Source organism: Acidobacteriota bacterium (assembly GCA_034211275.1).
Lineage (GTDB): Bacteria > Acidobacteriota > Thermoanaerobaculia > Multivoradales > JAHZIX01 > JAGQSE01.
Genome location: JAXHTF010000038.1, coordinates 24,670 through 41,977, shown reverse-complemented (window position 1 = coordinate 41,977; position 17,308 = coordinate 24,670). Strand labels below are relative to the sequence as shown.

Here is a 17,308-nt window from a genome sequence, read left to right as displayed (position 1 = left end):
TGGTGGTAAATGTTGGCCTTGCTGACCCCGGCCTGCTCCGCGATCGCACTGATGGACACGCTGGCGTAGTCCTCGTTGGCGAACAATTCCGCCGCGGCATCCAACACCCGCTGGGCGCCAGATGTCGTCGCCTCCGGTGGACCGGGAGCGCTGCGCGACTTGCTCTCCATCGAGGAAGAGCCGGACCCGAGAAGCCCCGACCAGCCGAACCTTCGCCTCGGCGAAGCGATCCGCCTCCAGGTAGGCCGCCAGGTAGGTCACTCCAAGGCCGGAAGCCGGCGCAGCCAGCTGCGGCTCATCGCCGCTGTCGCGCCACTCGAGGGTCTCACCGTCGCTCCAGCGCACCGTGTCGCCGGCCTGGGGCCACAGCTTGTCCACCTCCAGGAGAGTCGTCTCCAGCAGCTCGCCGGCCCCGAAGCTCCGAGTCTCGTCCTGGTGAAAGGCCGGCAGGGGAACCGTCACCGGTCCCAGCTGGAGCCACTGCGAAATCGCGGTCTCAGATCGGGCCATGGTCTCCTCCTCACCCTGGGCGAGCTCGGCTCCCTCTAAGGGCGGGGCCGCCGCCAACATCAAGATCGCCGTCAGGGCGAAGATCCATTTCAATGATCGCATTGCGAGTCTCCTGCTATTGAGAGCTCTATCGAAACGGGATTCGAAGATCCAAGAGCTCTCGAGAGTTGGGCCGGCCGAGTGTCCGAGGGCTCGGGGACTGCTCCTCGGAAGCTGCTCGATCAATCGGCGATGAGCTACTCCCGCGCCACCGGATACAGTCGCCAGCGGGCGTCGAAATAGGGGGTCCGAGCGTAAAACCAGCGCAGCCGCGCCCGTGGATCTCCGGCGAGCTCCGGATCGCTGAGCAGAGCCTGGCGGAATTCCTCTTCGAGCTGCGGATTCTCCGCCAACATGCGTTCCGCCAGCGGCTCTACGACATAGCCTTCCATGTACTCCGTGCGCTGCAAGATGGAGTGGAAAAAGCCCCATTGGAAGAACGAATCCGACGAGGCGGGCTCGAGGAGCAAAATCGCCAGATCTCCCAGGGGTTGATCCGTCGGAATCCTCACCGAGCCCGGCGCAAAGACCTCCGTCCGATCCTCCAAGCGAGTCGCGGCGCTCACCCTCACATGCCCCTCGAAGGGCATGTCGTCGAGCTGGGGATCGAGCAGACGGTACATCTTCACCGCGACCTCCCGAGGCTCGTCGAGGCGTTCCATCTCGATGCCGTGGAGCTCCAGCCGGCGGATCACCTCCGACCACGCCGCGGGAATCCAATAGGCCTTCGGCCGCTGGACCTCCGCCACCGGCTTGTCCGCCAGCAGATAGGGGATCTCCAAGGTCACCGGCTCGCCGGTGTAGTCCAGCCGCAGAGTGCCGGAGATGGGAGACAGGGAGGTGCGGGATTCAACCCCCAGGAAGCGGACTGTCGGATGTTCCTTCTGCGGATCGACGGTCCAGCCCAGGGGCACCGGATCCCGGCGGGAGCGGCGATCCTCCGCGGTGGCGGTGCGCAGCTCCTCGCCGTGCTCGCCGAGGGCCTCCAGCGCCGCCGCCATCAGCACATAGGTGCCGAGGACCCGCTGGTGGTAGGGCTTGAGGGAGTGGTTCTCCACCAACACCGTGGCCAGATGGCGGGCGTCGCCGTAGCCGTTGGAGAACCGCGGCCCGGCGGTCCAGCCCAGGTTGCCGCGGCTCGGATCGCTGCTGTCCGCGAGGAAGACCAGCGGCCCGGGAATGTGGCCGGCGGCCTGCAACTCCTGGTTCAGCATCGGGGTCAGCCGGTGGTCGAGCCAGCGGGCGATAGCCGGCGAGTGACCGTGGGCACCGTTGTGCCCGAAGGTGATGTCGTATTGATAGTCGGCCCCGTCGGTGACGTGAAGGTCCAGGTAGAGATCCGGCCGCCACTCTTCCAGCACCCCCACCAACGTCCGCACCTCCTCGGTATCGAGCTTGGCGAAGTCCCGGTTGAGGTTCAGATTGCGCGCGTTGGTGCGCCAACCCATCTGCTCCGGGCCCCGCTGATTGACCCGGCCGTAGGGGCTCGAGCGTTCGTGGCCGTCGGGGTTGAGCACCGGGATGAAGAGCAGGCTGGCGTGCTCCAGCAGCGACGACTGGGAACCACCGACGGTGAGGTCCCGCAGCAACATCAATCCCGCGTCCTTGCCGTCGATCTCCCCGGAGTGGATGCCGCCGTGGGCCAGCAGAACCGGCTTGCCGGAAGCGTGGAGCTCCGCGGCGCTGGCGGCGCCCCCGGCGGAAGCCACCACCATGATCAACGACCGCCCCTCCGGGCTCGCTCCCAGATTCACCCACTGCAACTTGGGGGAAGCGGCCACCAAGCGCTGAAGCCAGGCGAGGGTGGTGGCGTAGTCCGGCGTGGCCACCAGATCGGTGACCTCCGCGGGAGTGATCCAGGGATCGTCCTTCTCCGCCATCAGGGAGCGGCTGGCACCGTCCCAGGGCAGCAAAGGCGGCAACTCCGCCGGCGAGCTCATCTGCGGGCCTTTCTGCGGGTCTTGCTGAACAGGCGAACGAGCCGCGTTCTTCATCTCGTCCGCCACCACCGGCAGCGCAGCGGCCAGGCTCATCAGCGCCGCCAGCATCCACACCATCCGGCTCGATCGCCAGATTCCGCTTCCGGCCCCGTGGTCTCTGTTGAATCTCATCGTCTGAATCTCATCGTCGTTCCAACCTCTCGCCATCGAATCAGCCCCATCGTTCTTCCAAGGGCAGAGCCGCAAATCCTATCGCGGTGTCCGAACCGTGACAGAAATGCCACCAAGAGCTCACTCCACGCGCGCCAGCTTCGCCGCCGCCGGGAGTACACTCTCAAGATCGGTATCCCCGGCAGCGCCCGATCCGATACCGCCCCTTCTGATGAGGCACCCAACGACAAGAGTAGGAGCATCAATCCGCAAGAATCCCTCCGCAAGCTCCAGGAACCTATGAGGTACGAGAAAACGTTTCGCGGGTTGCAGGCGGCGGTATCTACGGATCCCCCCGGCCCTCAGGACGCCCTGGCGGGCCCCGTCGACCGATGATCCCATAGAATCGATATGATCCTCAGATCAAAAGTCATTCCGACACGGAGTCGTCCATGCATGCCAACGCCCGTCTGATCGAGTCCTTCTACCGTAGCTTCCAACAGCGGAACGCCAGTGGCATGGTGGCCTGCTACCACCCCCAAGTGGAATTCTCGGACAATGTCTTTCCCCATCTCCAGGGCCCCGAAGCACGGGCCATGTGGTACATGCTGTGCGAGCGCGGCAAGGACCTGGAGATCGAATTCGAAGGGATCGAAGCCAACGAGACTTCCGGCCGCGCCCACTGGCAGGCACGCTACACCTTCTCCCCCACCGGCCGCCCCGTGCACAACTCCATCTACGCCTGCTTCACGTTCGAGGACGGCCGCATCGTGGCCCATCGAGACAGCTTCGATCTATGGCGCTGGGCGAGTCAGGCCCTAGGCCTCAAGGGCCGGCTGTTGGGCTGGACGCCGCTGGTGCAGAACGCCATCCGGCGTCAGGCCGCCCGCGGGCTCAAGGCCTACATGAGCAAGCACCAAGAGGCCGGATTCGGGGAAGCGGTGGAGACCTCCGCCACCGCCTCCTGAGAGCGGTGAGCCAACCTCGAGAGAAGGATCCGAAGCGTCACGACGCCGCCTCAGAAGCTGCTACGGGACCTGCCGCGGGACCTGCCGCGGGACCTGCCGAAAAGGCGATCAAGGATGGAACGGGAAGAAGATGGGAATCATCAACACCATCAACGCCAGCAGAACGATGGTCAACGGGCTTCCCACCCGCAGATAGTCCTTCGAATGGTAGCCGCCGGCACCCATCACCAAGAGGTTGGCCTTGTGACTGAAGGGCGTCATGAAGGCCGCCGAAGCGGCCAGGCTGATGCCCATCATCAGCGGATAGGGGCTCAGGCCCAAGGTCTCCGCCGCCTGCAGCACCACCGGTGTCAGCAGCACCACCGCCGGCGCGCCGTCCAGCCCCTGGCTGAGCACGCTGGCCAGCACCACCAGCGAAGCCAGCACCGCATAGGGCCCCAGGGAGCCTGCGACGGAGGTCACCGAATCCGCCATCAACAGAGCGGCGCCGGTGCGCTCCATGGCGATGCCCACGGGCAATACCGCCGCCACCAGGAAGATGGCCCGCCATTCGATGGCGCGATAGGCTTCCTCCATAGTCAAGGCTCCGGAGAGCACCACCAGGGATGCGGCGGTGAAGGCGGCGACATGAATCGGCTGAATCCCCGCCACCACCAGCGCCACCATCAGCAGCAGGCCGCCGAGGGCGAAGGGAGCTTTGCTCGAACGGCGGGGCACCGGCTGCTGGGTCAAGACCACGAAGTCCGGATCCGCCGCCAGCTTGGCGATGCGCTCCCGCGGACCTTGGAGCAATAGGGCATCTCCCAGGTGCAAGGGAATATCCGCCAGATCCGAGTAGTTCAGCTGGCCGCCCCTCCACAGCACCAGCGCCAGCAGCCCTTGTTTGCGCCGGAAATCCAGCTCCCGCAGAGTCTTGCCCACCGCCGAGGAGCGCGGCGCCAGGGCGGCCTCCACCACTCCCACCGCCTCCGACTCGATCTCGGTGCCGGGCTCCGGCGCCTCGAGCTCCAACCGGCCCATCTCCAGCAGGTCGACGATGCGCAGCGGCTCGCCCGCCACCAGCAGCTGGTCACCGGCCAGAATGCGGTCCTCGGCGCCGGGGGCGGGCAGAGTCTCGCCACCGCGGATGATGCCGCCGATGGTGACCCCCGCCAGCTCGCTGAGACCGGTGTCTTCCAGCCGCTGGCCGGCGAGCTGGGAGGCCGCCGGCACGCGGATGGCGAAAAGCTTGTCCTGCAGCTGCTGCACCGCCGAGAAACCGGTTTCCCGAACATCGAAATCCGGCAGCCGGCGGAGCGTCTCGAGATGCTCTCGGGAGCCCAGGGCGAAGATCACGTCGCCGGCCTGGAGCACCTCGCCGGCGAGATTCTCCCGTCGGATTTCGCCGCCCCGACGCACCCCCACCACCACCAGCCCGAAGCGCTCGCGGAAGTCCAGATCCCGCAGGCTCCGGCCCACCAGCTCCGAGCCCTCCTCCAGCCGCGCCCGGATGCCGCCGAAGCCTCCGGAGACCGGCGGCAGATCCGCTGCCTCGGCGCGCTCCACCTCCACCCCCTGGACCCGCAGCAGCTCCTCCACATCGTCCCGGCTGCCCTGCACCAGCAGCAGATCACCGCCTTTGAGCCGGGTGGTGGCCGGCGGCGCCAGCTCCCGATGGTGGCCGCGGACGATGGACAGCACTTTGATCCCCAACGTCAGTCCCAGCCGCGACTCCTCCAAGGTGGTGCCGTCGAGGTGGGAGGATTGGGGGATGCGCAGGGAAAAGAGCCGGTTGTCCAGCTGGTAGAGGCGGCGCAGGTCGTCGATGCCGCCGCCGCGGCCGGCGTGGGGCGCGTGGCTGGGCAGCATGCGGCGGCCGATGGTGGCCATGAACAGGGTCCCGACCCCCAGCAGCACCAACCCCACCGGGGTGAAGTCGAAGAGTTGGAAGGGCTCCATCTCCCGCTCCCGCAGCAGCTCGCCGGCGAGGATGTTGGGAGGCGTGCCCACCAGGGTGGTGGTACCGCCGAGAATGGCACCGAAGGCCAGGGGCATAAACAGTCGAGACGGCGGCAGATTGGCCTTCTGGGCCACCGCCGCCACCGCCGGCATCAGCACCGCCGTAGCGGCGATATTGTTCATGAACGCCGACAACACGCCGGCGGCGATCATCAGGGTGACGATGAGGGGCACTTCCCGGCTCCCCACCAAAGCGTGGATGCGCCCGCCCATGAAGTCGGCGATCCCCGTCTTGAGCAGCGCGGCGCTGATGATGAACACCGAGAGCATGGTGATCACCGCCGGCGAGGCAAAGCCGGTAAAGGCGTCACCGGCCTCCAGGTAGCCGCCGAAGATCAGCACCACCAGGCCCAAAAAGGCGGTCAGGTCCACCGGGATCTTCTCGGTCAAGAAGAGGTAGACCATCCCCGCCAGCAGCGCGAACAGGAATGCGATTTCCATCTCTGGCCCTGGATCCTACCCCGGCGTCGCCGCCGCCGCCAGGGGTGCGCGCCGCCCCTGGCCGGAAATCCCACCCCTCGCCTTGCGGGGAGCATTGCTCGGAAGTCAAAGCCGGCTAAACTCGATTCAACGGGAAAACATTCTCGACCCATGGGAGGTACCGCTTGACCCAGCCCAACCCAGCCCTCGCCGACGACCTGGATCTGCTGTTGAAGGTGATGCCGCCGGGGATGCGCGCGACCCTCGAAACGGAGGCCGGACAGGATCTGCTCATCGAGGTGATCCTCGACCTAGGGCGCATTCCCGAGGCCCGTTTTCCAGAGCGGGTGGTGGACCTCAGCGGCGAGGCGGTGACCCGCCAGGACCTCGGCTACGTGGTGGAGCGGGTGGGCTCCTTCGGCAAAGACAACCGCGCCGGTATCGAGCGCACGCTGCACCGCATCTCCGCCATCCGCAACCGGGTGGGGGATGTCGTAGGGCTCACCTGCCGGGTGGGCCGGGCGGTGGTGGGGACGGTGGACATCGTTCGCGACGTCATCGAGGCCGGCCGCTCGATCCTGCTCCTGGGCCGTCCCGGGGTGGGCAAGACCACCCTGCTGCGGGAGGCGGCGCGGGTGCTGGCGGACGACCTCAACAAACGGGTGGTGGTGGTAGACACCTCCAACGAGATCGCCGGCGACGGCGACGTGCCCCACCCGGGCATCGGCCGCGCCCGGAGAATGCAGGTGCCGTCCCCGGATCGCCAGCACGCGGTGATGATCGAGGCGGTGGAAAACCACATGCCGGAGGTCATCGTCATCGACGAGATCGGCGCCGAAGCGGAGGCCCTGGCGGCCCGCACCATCGCCGAGCGCGGCGTCCAGCTCATCGCCACCGCCCACGGCAACAGCCTGGAGAACCTGCTGCAGAACCCCACCCTCTCGGATCTGGTGGGAGGCATCCACGCCGTCACCCTGTCGGACGAAGAGGCGCGCCGCCGCAGCACCCAGAAGACGGTATTGGAGCGCAAGGCGCCGCCCACCTTCGACATCGTCGTGGAGATCCAGGACCAGGATCAGCTGGCGGTGCACAAAGACGTGGCGGAGGTGGTAGACCGCATGCTGCGGGGCAACATCCTACGCCCCCAGGTGCGCACCCGCGGCGAGTCCGGCGACGTGGAGATCCAGGAGACCATGGCCGACGAAGCTCCCCTGCTGCAGATCCACGAGAACGGCGCCGTGCGCAAGCCCAAGCGGCTGCGCATCTTCCCCTACGCCGTGAGCCGCGGCAAATTGCAGCGGGCGGTGCGGGACCTCAAGGTGCCGGTGCGGCTGGTGGACCTGCTGCGGGAGGCGGATTTGATTCTCACCCTCAAGTCCCAGGAACGGCGCCAGCCCAACCGCCTCCGGGACGCCCAGATGCGCGGCGTGCGGCTGGCGGTGATCAAGAGCAACACGGTGAAGCAGATGGAGAACTTCCTGCGCGACGAATTCGACGTCCAGGACTTCGCCGTCGAGCACGAGGTGGCGCTGCAGCAGGCGGAGCGGGGCATCGCCGAGGTCATGGGCAGCGGCCACCCGGTGGAGCTACAGCCCCAGGACCCCAACCTCCGCCGCCTCCAGCACGAGATGGTCCACGACGCCGGCCTGGCCTCCGACAGCAAGGGCCGGGAGCCCTACCGGCGGGTGGTGATCTACCCGGATTGAGGGACCGGATCCCTCAACCGGTGTTGCGCATGCCGGCGGCGATGCCGTTGACGGTGGTGAGGAAGGCCTCGTGGGCCGCCGGCTCCGGCTGCGGGCCCCGCAGCCGCCGCAGCAGCTCCGCCTGCACCACGTTGATGGGGTCGACGTAGGGATTGCGCACCGCGATGGAGCGCCGCAGCACGGCGTTGTCGGCGAGCAGCTGGCCACCGCCACCCTCCGGCCCGGTGACCGCCAACAACCGCTCGGTGGTCTTGCTCAGGCGCTCCCGCAGCTCCTCGCCCAGGGGCCGCAGGTCCTCCGGCACCAAGAGCTGGTCGTAGTAGGCCGCAATCCCCGGCTCGGCCTTGGCCAGCACCATCTGAATCAAGTCGAGGGTCGAGCGGAAGAAGGTCCACTGGCGGTACATCTCCCGCAGCAGGGCCAGACCGTCCTCCCCCTCCAGCGCCGCCAACCCGTCGCCGGTGCCCAGCCACGAAGGCAGCAGCAGACGAGTCTGGGTCCAGGCGAAGACCCAGGGAATGGCCCGCAGGCTCTCCACCCCGCCCTGGCCGCCCCGGCGCCGGGCCGGGCGGCTGCCGATGTTGAGCTCTCCCAGCTCCACCTCCGGAGTGGCGGTGCGGAAGTAGCGCACGAAGCCCGGATGTTCCCGCACGATGCCGCGGTAGCCCTGACAGGCCTTGTCCGCCAGCCGGTCCATGGCCTGGCACCAGCGCTCCTCCGGCGGCCGCGGCGGCCGTAGGGTGGCCTCCAGGGTGGCGGAGGTGTAGACCTCCAGGGTGCGCAGGGCGATGCCCGGGAGGCCGAACTTGGCCTGAATCATCTCCCCCTGCTCGGTGACCCGCAGGCGCCCCGCCACCGAGCCCGGCGGCTGGCTCTGGATCGCCAGGTAGGTAGGACCGCCGCCGCGACCGACGGTGCCGCCGCGGCCGTGGAAGAGGGTCAGCTCCACTCCCGACTCCTCCGCCGCCTGCACCAGCGACTCCTGGCCCCGGTAGAGCGCCCAGGCCGCCGCCAGCCGGCCGGCGTCCTTGGCGGAATCGGAGTAGCCGATCATCACCTCCTGCCGGTCTCCGGCCTGGCGGCGGTACACCGGCAGCTCGAATAGCTGCCGCATCACGCCGCCGGCGGCCTCCAGATCGTCCAGGGTCTCGAAGAGGGGCACCACCCGCAGCGGCTCGCCCATCCCCGCCTCCCGCTGCAGCAGCTGCACCGCCAACACGTCGGAGGCGCTACGGGCCATGGAGATGACGTAAGCGCCGAGGACCTCGCGATCGATACCGGGGAGGGCCTGATAAGTCCTCCACACCTCCCGAGAGAGCTCGTCCTCCGGGTCATCCAACGGCCCCTCTGGAAAGAGCTTGCGCGGGATCAGCGGCCGCCGCCCTTCCAGCTGCTCCACCAGGAAGGCCAGCCGCCGTTCTTCGTCCCAGGAGCGGTAGGACCCCAGCCCCAGATGCTCCGTCACCCGGTCCAGCAGGTCGGTGTGGGCGCTGGCGTGCTGGCGAATGTCCAGGCGCACCAGGCTGAGGCCGAAGACCGCCAGGCGCCGCTGAATGTCCAGCAGCCGGCCGTCGGCGATCTCCTCCAAACCGGTTTCGATCAACGAGCGCCGGCACAGCTCCAGCGGCTCCGCCAGCTCGTCGCTGGTGTGGTAGATCGCTGGTTCGCCGGGCTCTTGGTCCCGAGCATCGAGCCCCGCCAGACGCCGGCCCATGGTCTCCCGAGTCGCCCGCAGCCGGTCCACCACCTGGCGCAACACCACCCGATAGGGCTCCCGCAGCTCCTCGTCCTTGTTCCAAAGATCCTTCGCCTTCGTCTCCAGCTCCGTCGAGCCGGAGCGCATGGAGAGCTCCACCCGCAAATCCTCCACCTCCTGGGCGAAGAGATCCGCCGCCTGCCAGCGGGCCAACCACACCGCTCGGCGGGTGACCTCGACGGTGACGTTGGGGTTGCCGTCCCGGTCGCCGCCCATCCAGGAGCCGAAGCGCACCGGCGCGGCGTCCCGCGGCAACGACTGGCCGGTGTGCTGCACCAGCGCCCGATCGAGCTCTCGCAGATAGTCCGGCACCGCGTCCCACAGGACCTGTTCGAAGGTCACCAAACCGCCCCGCACCTCGTCCTCCGGAGTCGGCCGGCGGTGGCGCACCTCGTCGGTCTGCCAGATGGCCAGGATCTCCCGATGCAGGCCTTCGGCGATCTCCTGACGCTCCCGCGGCGCCAGATCCGGCCGGTCCCCGTAGGCCAGCAGCTCGGCGATGTGCTGGAATTTGGCCAGCAGCGTGCGCCGCACCACCTCGGTAGGGTGGGCGGTGAGCACCAGCTCCACCTCCATGTCGCACACCTGCCGGTGCAGCTCCTGGGGGTCGACCCCGGCGGCGATGAGGCGGCCGAAGGCCTCGTCGCAGGAACCCCGCTGGGGACTGGCGTCGGGCTGGCGCTGATAGAACCGGCGCCGCCGCACCCGATGGTGTTGCTCGGCGATATTCGCCAAGGTCAGGAATTGGGCGAAGGCCCGGGCCACCGGTGCTGCAATGTCGAGGTCGAGGGCGGCGAGCACCTCCGTCAGCTCGTCGAAGCGCTCCGCCTCCCCCGCCCGCGCCGCCTTCGATAGAGCGCGGATTTTCTCCACCACCTCGAAGAGCTCCTCGCCCTCCTGGGATTTGAGGGTCTCCCCCAGCAGGCGGCCCAACAATCGGACGTCGTCCCGCAGGGGCTTGTGGGGATCCGGGGTGGAAACGGAGGACGAGGGAGAAGATTCGGTGGCGCTCATGAGCTCCTAGACACTGGCAGGATGGGAGTTGAAAGACGGAAACAAGGCTCCCGGTCCCGGGCCGGGCTCCTCGACGGCGGGTAGTGTCCTAGTTGGAATGGAGCGAGGACTCCGAGGCGCCCGCCGCAGGCAAGAGACGGAGTGGGAGAACGCGCGGAACTGTCTGAGCGAAGCGAGTTTTCCGCGCGCCGCTTCGACTCGACCGCCTGCGGTGGCCAGCAGCGCCGAGGCCTGAGCGAATTCCAACTAGGACACTACCCAGTAGCGCTTGGCTGTATTGTAGTAGCAGGCTTGGCCCGAGGCAGATGATGGTTCAGGAGACCGAGGAGCTCGGGAGATGAACGTCTCATCGTGCCCAGCGTTCGAGAAGGAGAGACAACTTGAATCTAGAGTGGATACGAGAACCCAAGGAGTGGCTGGTGGCCCTGAACCTGCCGCCGCTGGTCCAGGCGCTGCTCATCGTCGTGGCGGCGGTGGTGGTGGGCAAAATCCTGCAGTGGATCTTCACCCGCTGGCTGAAATCCCTGACCCGCCACACCACCACCCTCCTCGACGATCACATCGTCTCGACCCTCGAGCGCCCGGTCTTCGCCACCGCCACTCTTGTAGGGTTGATTCTGGCGACCTACCGGCTGCAACTGAAGGAGGCCGCCGAGCACTTCACCCTCGGCATCCTGGCGAGCTTGCTGGTCCTGGTCTGGCTGGTCACCGGCTTTCGCCTGGCGGGGCTCCTCCTCGACGCCCTGAGCCGCAACCGCCGTCGCTTCCCGGCGGTGGAAGAGCGCACCATCCCCCTCTTCAACACCCTCGCCAAAGTCTTCTTGGTAGGCGGCGCGGTGTGGGCCATCCTGATGATCTGGCGCATCGACGCCCGTCCCTGGCTGACCTCCGCGGGCATCGTCGGCATCGCCGTCGGCTTCGCCGCCAAGGACACCCTGGCCAACCTCTTCTCCGGCGTCTTCATCGTCGCCGATGCCCCCTACAAACTCGGCGACTTCGTAATCCTGGACAGCGGCGAGCGGGGCCGGGTGACCCAGGTGGGGCTGCGCAGCACGCGGCTGCTGACCCGCGACGACATCGAGATCATCATCCCCAACGCGGTCATCGCCAACGCCAAGATCATCAACGAGAGCGGCGGCCCATGGCTCAAGGAGCGCCTGCGCATCGCCGTCGGCGTCGCCTACGGCTCGGACCTCGACCAAGTCTGCGCCCTGCTCAAGGAAATCGCCCAGAACCATGACCACGTCTGCGCAACCCCCGAGCCCCGGGTGCGCTTTCGGTCCTTCGGCGATTCCGCCCTCAACCTCGAGCTGCTGTGCTGGATCGACGAACCGGTGCTCCGGGGCAGGATGCTCCACGAGCTCAACCTGGAGGTGTACAAAGGCTTCCAGCAGCACGGTGTGCAGATTCCCTTCCCCCAACGGGATGTGCATATTCACAACCCCACTCCCGCACCGGAAAAAGAAAATACTCTCCAAGGGGGCAATGACGCCGGTTGACGACTCCTAAAGAGGTAAGGCCCAAAGCCTGAATCCAAGATCACCGTCCCGCTATGGTCACTACGTCGGGACGGTTCTTTTTTTGCCCTCGAGAGGACAGCCCCGGAGCCGACCTCCGCAGCCGCGGTACAATCCTCCCCGGAGGAAATCGTCGATGCCCTTGTTCCAAAGCCGGCTTGCCCTGCTCTGCCTTCTCACCCTCGCCCTGACCGTGGCTGCTCCCGCAGCCTCGGCCAAGATCCGCGTCGAGGTCACCCAGGACGCCGAAGCACCCTACGGCGATTACGGCCTCTACCGCTGGAAAGAGCTGCCGAAGCTTCCCGCCGCGGCTCCCTCCCGGGCTCCCATCCTCGAGGCCAGGCTCCAGGCGGCGGTGGAAAAGGGCCTTCAGAATCGAGGTTTCCAAAAGGCCACCGAGGACCAGGAGGCGGATTTCCTGGTGCTGATCTTCGGGGCCATCGAAGACCGTTTGGACCTCAGCGGCGTGGACTACGAGCTGAGCCCCCGGGTGCATTGGGCCGACGACGAATCGCTGCGGTTTCAGCGCTCCTACAAAGAAGGCACGCTGGTGATCGACATTCTCGACGCCGCCAGCGGCGAGCTGGTCTGGAGCGGAGCCGCCCACGACGCCTCGGACAAGCCGGAGAAGTTGGTGGAGCGCATCGAGAAGGCGGTCGCGAAGATCCTGCGCAAATTCCCTCCCAAGTAGCCGACCTTCGAAGCCCGAGAGGCCGCCCGATGAGCGGCCTGGAGCGTCGGGTCCAATGATTGGGACGAACCCAGATCTATGGTAGAAAGCTTTCGATCCACCGGATGGTGCCATCCGGTCTCTACCCTCTACTCGCATCGTCCGGTGCGTCTTACCTTCCGCGAGCCAGCCCATGAGTCGTGAGAGCCCCCCATGCGTCCTGGAGAATTTGAACCGCCGCCCCCTGCCCAGGAGGCTTCCTGAGCGGCCCCAAGACCACGCCTATCCCACCCGCCGAAACGCCTTCGGCTGGTTCCTGGCGGCGGTGCTGCTGGTCTGGAGCCTCGGCGGCGTCAGCGCTCAGGAGCCTCCCCAAGAACCCCCGCAGCAAGGAGCGGAAGCCGGCGCTCCCGAGGACGACGGAGCCCCGGAGGAGACGGGATCGCAGCAGACTGGTTTGCAGGAGGGCGAGTCCGAAGGAATCAGCCCCGAGGAGGCCGAGCCGCCAGAGACCGAGCCACCAGAGACCGAGGCGCCAGAGACCGCCCCGCAGGCCGCGGCCCCACCACCGCTCCCAGCCCAATCCGCCATTGCCCAGAGGCCGGCCACCCCGCCGGCGGACCTGGCCACTCTGGTGGACGCCGACTTCACCCGCCACCTGCCCTGGCGCTTCCTCGGCCCCAGCGACGGCTCCAGCGACGGTGAAGGCCTCGACTTCGTCCACCTGGCCGTCGACCCCCGGCCGCCTTGGCGCCTCTACGCCGCCCGCCCCGACGGCGTCCCGCTCCGCCTGACCCCCGGGGCCCAATCCCCCTTCGGCAGCGCGTCCGCGGAGCGCTTCGTCACCGTGCCTCCGGCCCATCGCCTCATCCCCGATCCCCGGCGGGACGTCATCTATGCCACCGCCGGCCAGGGCACCCTTCTGCGCTTCGACGAGGGCAGTGGTCAGCTGCGGGTGGTCAGCGTGTGGCCCCGCCCCGAAGGCTTCGGCACCGGTCCGGTGGCCCGCTACCGCTTCGCCCGACACTTCCCGGTCTTCTTCTCCGCCCACGACCCCGACGCCCTCTTCGCCGCCGGCAACCTCCTCTTCACCTCCACCGACGGCGGCCAGAGCTGGGCGGCGGTCAGCCCGGACCTGACCCGCGCTTCCCGCAGCGGCGGCGACGGAACTCTGGTGACGGCGATGGAATCCCGAGTGGAAGCGGGGGTCTTCTGGACCGGCTCCAGCGATGGCCTGGTGCACGTCTCCCGCAACTTCGCCGCCAGCTGGCAGAACGTCACGCCACCGACCCTCCCCGCCGATGCCCGCATCACCGCCCTGGAAGCCCATCCCCGAGCCCCTGGCTACCTCTACCTGGCCGCGGTGGCACCGGGCGCCGACGCCCAGCCGTGGGTCTTTCGGACGCAGGATTACGGCGGCTCCTGGACCCGCATCATCCGCGGGATGGAAGGCGCCCCGATGGTCCACGCCCTGGCGGCGGACGACCAGCGCGCCGGCTTACTCTTCGCCGCCACCAACGGCGGCCTCTTCTTCTCCCTCGACGATGGCCGCCGCTGGCATCCCTGGCCCCAGCCCCAGGACGGCACAGCACCGGCGATCCTCGACCTCGAGCTCCACGGCGACGCCCTCCTCGCCGCGGTGGAAGGCCAGGGGCTGTGGATTCTGGACGAGTTGGGACCACTGCGGCAGCTGAACCCGGAAGTGGTCACCGATACCTTCCACCTCTTCACCCCCCGCCGGGCGATCCTCCGGGGGGCCGACGATCCCAACCGCGCCGCCGCCGGACCCGATCCCGGCCCCGCCGAGGGATTGGCCCTCTTTTACCACCTGGCGGAGCTTCCCCCGGGGACACCCCTCCGACTGGAAATCCTGGGCCCCGGCGGCGAGACCATCCGCACCTTCAGCACGGGCAGCGAGCCCGCCACACCCCACGCTTCCGCCCCTCCCACCGAGCCAGGCCTCAACCGCTTCGATTGGGATCTGCGCTATCCCCCCGCGGACGGCCTGGCGGCGGTCCAGGGGATGAATCTGTGGAGCGGCGGCCCGCGGGTCCTTCCCGGCCCGTATCTGGTCCGGCTGGCGGTGGGCGGGAACTCCACGACGGCGCAATTCCGCGTCGCCCAGGACCCCCGCAGCCTCGCCTCGCCGGAAGCTCTGACGGCGCGCCGAGACCTCCTCCTGCGCCTGCGGGACCAGCTCTCCCGCATCGCCACCCTGCGGGTCGAGATCCGCGAGCTGGCCCGCATCCTCGCCGCCGCCCCGCCGGTGGACACCGCCGCCCTGGGTGCCGAGGCGGCTTCCTTGGCGGCCCGCACCCGCGACCTGCGGCAGCGTCTGGAAGGCCTCGATCTGCTCCTCGGGCCGGCGGCTCTGGTGGGTCCCGAGGCCCAGCGTTCCGGCGGCCTCCTGGAGCAACTCTCCACCCTCGCGGCGCTGGTGGAGCTGAGCCTCGACCGGCCCACCGATCAACAGGCCGCGGTGCTCGACGAGCTGATGGCGGAAATCGACGCCGCCGAGAGCGGTCTGCGCCGCGCCCAACAGGAGGAGCTGCCGGCCCTCAACCAGGAGCGTCAGGGGCTTGGATTGGCGCAGCTGCTGCCGGCGGCAACGGTACAGCCAGCGGAGGCGGCGCAGCCAACGAGCTCCGACGGGCCTCCCGCGGCACCGGAAATCGACGAAGCCGACGAAGAACCCATCGAGAGCAATACACTGATAGAGAACGAAGATGTCGTCGACGACTCGACGCCGGAGCCCCCAACCGAAACCGAGCAGGATCCCACACCATGACCCAAAGCACCCTCCCCCGTGAATCCATCGCCGCCCAAGAGCAAACCGGCTGGGATCTCGGCGATCTGCTGCCGGAGCCCTCCGAGGAGGTGCTCAGCGCCGAGCTCGACGCTCTGCGGGCGGAAACCGAAGCCTTCGAAGCCCGCCGGAAGGAGCTCTCGCCGGAGATGGACCCGGCGGTCTTCCTCGACCTGCTGCAGCAGTACGAGCAGCTCCTCGAACACATGGTGCGAGTCGAAGCCTACGGCCTGCTGTGGTTCTCGGCGGACACCCAAAGCCCCGATGCCCTGACCTTCCGTAACCGAGTCGAGCAGCTCCTCACCGCCCTCAACAACCGCATCCTCTTCTTCATCCTATGGTGGAAAGAACTCTCGGACGAGCAGGCGGAACGACTGCTGCCAGGGGAGGATCAGGCGGATTACCGCTTCTACCTCCAGGACCGCCGTCGCTGGAAGCCGTTCATGCTCGACGAGGCCCGGGAGCAGCTCATCAACCTCAAAGACAGCGACGGCATCTCCGGCATGGTGACCCTCTACTCCATGCTCACCAACCGCCTGGAGTACCAGCTGGAGATCGACGGCGAGTCCCGGACCTTCACCCGCGACGGGCTGATGACCTACGCCTACTCCAGCGACCCCGACCAGCGCGCCGCCGCCTACCAGGAGCTCTATCGGGTCTACGCCGACGAAGTCCAGGTGCTGAGCCAGATCTACACCTACCGCGTGCGGGACTGGCACAACGAGCAGATCGGCCTGCGCGGCTTCTCCTCCCCCATCGCGGTGCGCAACACCCAGAACGACGTGCCGGACTCGGCGGTGGATCTGCTCCTCGACGTGGTGCGGGACAACCGCGGGCTCTTCCAGCGCTTCTTCCACCTCAAGGCCCGCTGGCTGGGGCCGGAGCAGTGGAATTCGGACCGCCTGCGGCGCTACGACATCTATGCGCCGCTGGAGCCCTCGGACCGGGAAATCCCATGGTCCGAAGCCACCTCGTTGGTGCTCGACACCTTCAAGAGCTTCGATCCGGTTCTCGAGCGCCAGGCGCGGCGGGTCTTCGAACAGCGGCACATCGACAGCGAGATCCGCAAGGGCAAGCGCGGCGGTGCCTTCTGCAGCACGGTCACTCCTGAGCTCACTCCTTGGGTGCTGGTCAACTACACCGGCCGCATCCGCGACGTGGCGGAGCTGGCCCACGAGCTCGGTCACGCGGTGCACAGCATGCTGGCGGAGGAGCACTCGCTGCTCACCCAGAACCCCAGCCTGCCGCTGGCGGAAACCGCCTCCGTCTTCGCCGAGATGCTGGTCACCGACCGCCTGCTGGCGCGGGAGAAGAACCCGGCGGTGCGCCGGGAGATGCTCGCCAAGACTCTCTCGGACATCTACGCCACGGTGCTGCGCCAGGCCTACTTCGTGCGCTTCGAGCTGGAGGCCCACCGCGCCATCCTCGAAGGCCGTCCGGTCTCCGAGCTCAACCGGCTGTACATGGAGAATCTGCAGGATCAGTTCGGCGACAGCGTGGAGCTCTCCGACGAGTTCCAATACGAGTGGATCAGCATCCCCCACATCTTCCACACCCCCTTCTACTGCTACGCCTACTCCTTCGGACAGCTCTTGGTGCTGGCCCTCTACCGCCGCTACCAGCAGGAAGGCGACGCCTTCAAGCCGTCCTACCTGCGGCTCCTCGCCCACGGCGGCTCGGCGCGGCCCCAGGAGATCATGCAGGAGGCCGGCTTCGACCTCACCGACCGCGCCTTCTGGCAACAGGGCTTCGAAGTCGTTCGGGAGCTGCTGGACGAGCTGGAGAGTCTCGAGGGCCAGGAATGACCGGGGAGC

10 protein-coding genes are annotated in these 17,308 nt (G+C 67.8%); 6 read left to right on the top strand and 4 right to left on the bottom strand.

The window, feature by feature from the left end:
* Positions 1-170, bottom strand: a 170-nt coding sequence (locus SX243_08795) for a helix-turn-helix domain-containing protein (GenBank protein ID MDY7093054.1), incomplete at its 3' end; no start/stop codon positions are given.
* 576 nt (positions 171-746) lie between these two features.
* Positions 747-2,660: a M14 family metallopeptidase gene (locus SX243_08790; protein MDY7093053.1), complete on the bottom strand. Its 1,914-nt coding sequence runs from the start codon at positions 2,658-2,660 to the stop codon at positions 747-749.
* A 431-nt stretch (positions 2,661-3,091) separates the two neighbouring features.
* On the opposite strand from SX243_08790, the gene SX243_08785 reads away from it, so the two are divergent.
* On the top strand, positions 3,092-3,607 hold the full coding sequence (locus SX243_08785; GenBank protein ID MDY7093052.1) for a nuclear transport factor 2 family protein: 516 nt from the start codon (positions 3,092-3,094) through the stop codon (positions 3,605-3,607).
* A 108-nt stretch (positions 3,608-3,715) separates the two neighbouring features.
* Here the strand turns inward: SX243_08785 and SX243_08780 are convergent, their stop codons facing one another.
* On the bottom strand, positions 3,716-6,046 hold the full coding sequence (locus SX243_08780) for an SLC13 family permease (GenBank protein MDY7093051.1): 2,331 nt from the start codon (positions 6,044-6,046) through the stop codon (positions 3,716-3,718).
* Between the two features lie 164 nt (positions 6,047-6,210).
* Between SX243_08780 and SX243_08775 the strand changes: the two genes are divergently transcribed.
* Positions 6,211-7,731, top strand: a complete 1,521-nt coding sequence (locus tag SX243_08775; GenBank protein MDY7093050.1) for a R3H domain-containing nucleic acid-binding protein — start codon at positions 6,211-6,213, stop codon at positions 7,729-7,731.
* Between the two features lie 13 nt (positions 7,732-7,744).
* Here SX243_08775 and ppc read toward each other — a convergent pair whose 3' ends face one another.
* Positions 7,745-10,501, bottom strand: coding sequence for a phosphoenolpyruvate carboxylase (gene ppc, locus SX243_08770; GenBank protein ID MDY7093049.1), 2,757 nt, complete (start codon positions 10,499-10,501; stop codon positions 7,745-7,747).
* Positions 10,502-10,920: 419 nt separating this feature from the next.
* Between ppc and SX243_08765 the strand changes: the two genes are divergently transcribed.
* The 4 genes from SX243_08765 (at position 10,921) to SX243_08750 (ending at position 17,299) form a co-directional block, all read left to right on the top strand.
* Positions 10,921-12,000 carry a mechanosensitive ion channel family protein gene (locus SX243_08765; GenBank protein MDY7093048.1) on the top strand — a complete coding sequence of 360 codons (1,080 nt, stop codon included), beginning with the start codon at positions 10,921-10,923 and terminating at the stop codon, positions 11,998-12,000.
* A gap of 154 nt (positions 12,001-12,154) precedes the next feature.
* Positions 12,155-12,709, top strand: a complete 555-nt coding sequence (locus tag SX243_08760) for a DUF4136 domain-containing protein (protein MDY7093047.1) — start codon at positions 12,155-12,157, stop codon at positions 12,707-12,709.
* Between the two features lie 172 nt (positions 12,710-12,881).
* Complete coding sequence (locus SX243_08755; protein ID MDY7093046.1) at positions 12,882-15,476, top strand: hypothetical protein; 2,595 nt, start codon at positions 12,882-12,884, stop codon at positions 15,474-15,476.
* A complete protein-coding gene (locus SX243_08750; GenBank protein ID MDY7093045.1) occupies positions 15,473-17,299 on the top strand; it encodes a M3 family oligoendopeptidase in 1,827 nt (608 codons plus the stop codon). The genes SX243_08755 and SX243_08750 overlap by 4 nt, the downstream gene beginning before the upstream one ends.
* Positions 17,300-17,308 lie beyond the last annotated feature (9 nt).

Excerpts from the sequence above, each read along its gene's own strand:
- SX243_08790 (MDY7093053.1), bottom strand. The coding sequence starts at position 2,660 with ATGAGATTCAACAGAGACCACGGGGCCGGAAGCGGAATCTGGCGATCG.
- SX243_08785 (MDY7093052.1), top strand. The coding sequence starts at position 3,092 with ATGCATGCCAACGCCCGTCTGATCGAGTCCTTCTACCGTAGCTTCCAA.
- SX243_08780 (MDY7093051.1), bottom strand. The coding sequence starts at position 6,046 with ATGGAAATCGCATTCCTGTTCGCGCTGCTGGCGGGGATGGTCTACCTC.
- ppc (MDY7093049.1), bottom strand. The coding sequence starts at position 10,501 with ATGAGCGCCACCGAATCTTCTCCCTCGTCCTCCGTTTCCACCCCGGAT.
- SX243_08760 (MDY7093047.1), top strand. The coding sequence starts at position 12,155 with ATGCCCTTGTTCCAAAGCCGGCTTGCCCTGCTCTGCCTTCTCACCCTC.
- SX243_08755 (MDY7093046.1), top strand. The coding sequence starts at position 12,882 with ATGAGTCGTGAGAGCCCCCCATGCGTCCTGGAGAATTTGAACCGCCGC.
- SX243_08750 (MDY7093045.1), top strand. The coding sequence starts at position 15,473 with ATGACCCAAAGCACCCTCCCCCGTGAATCCATCGCCGCCCAAGAGCAA.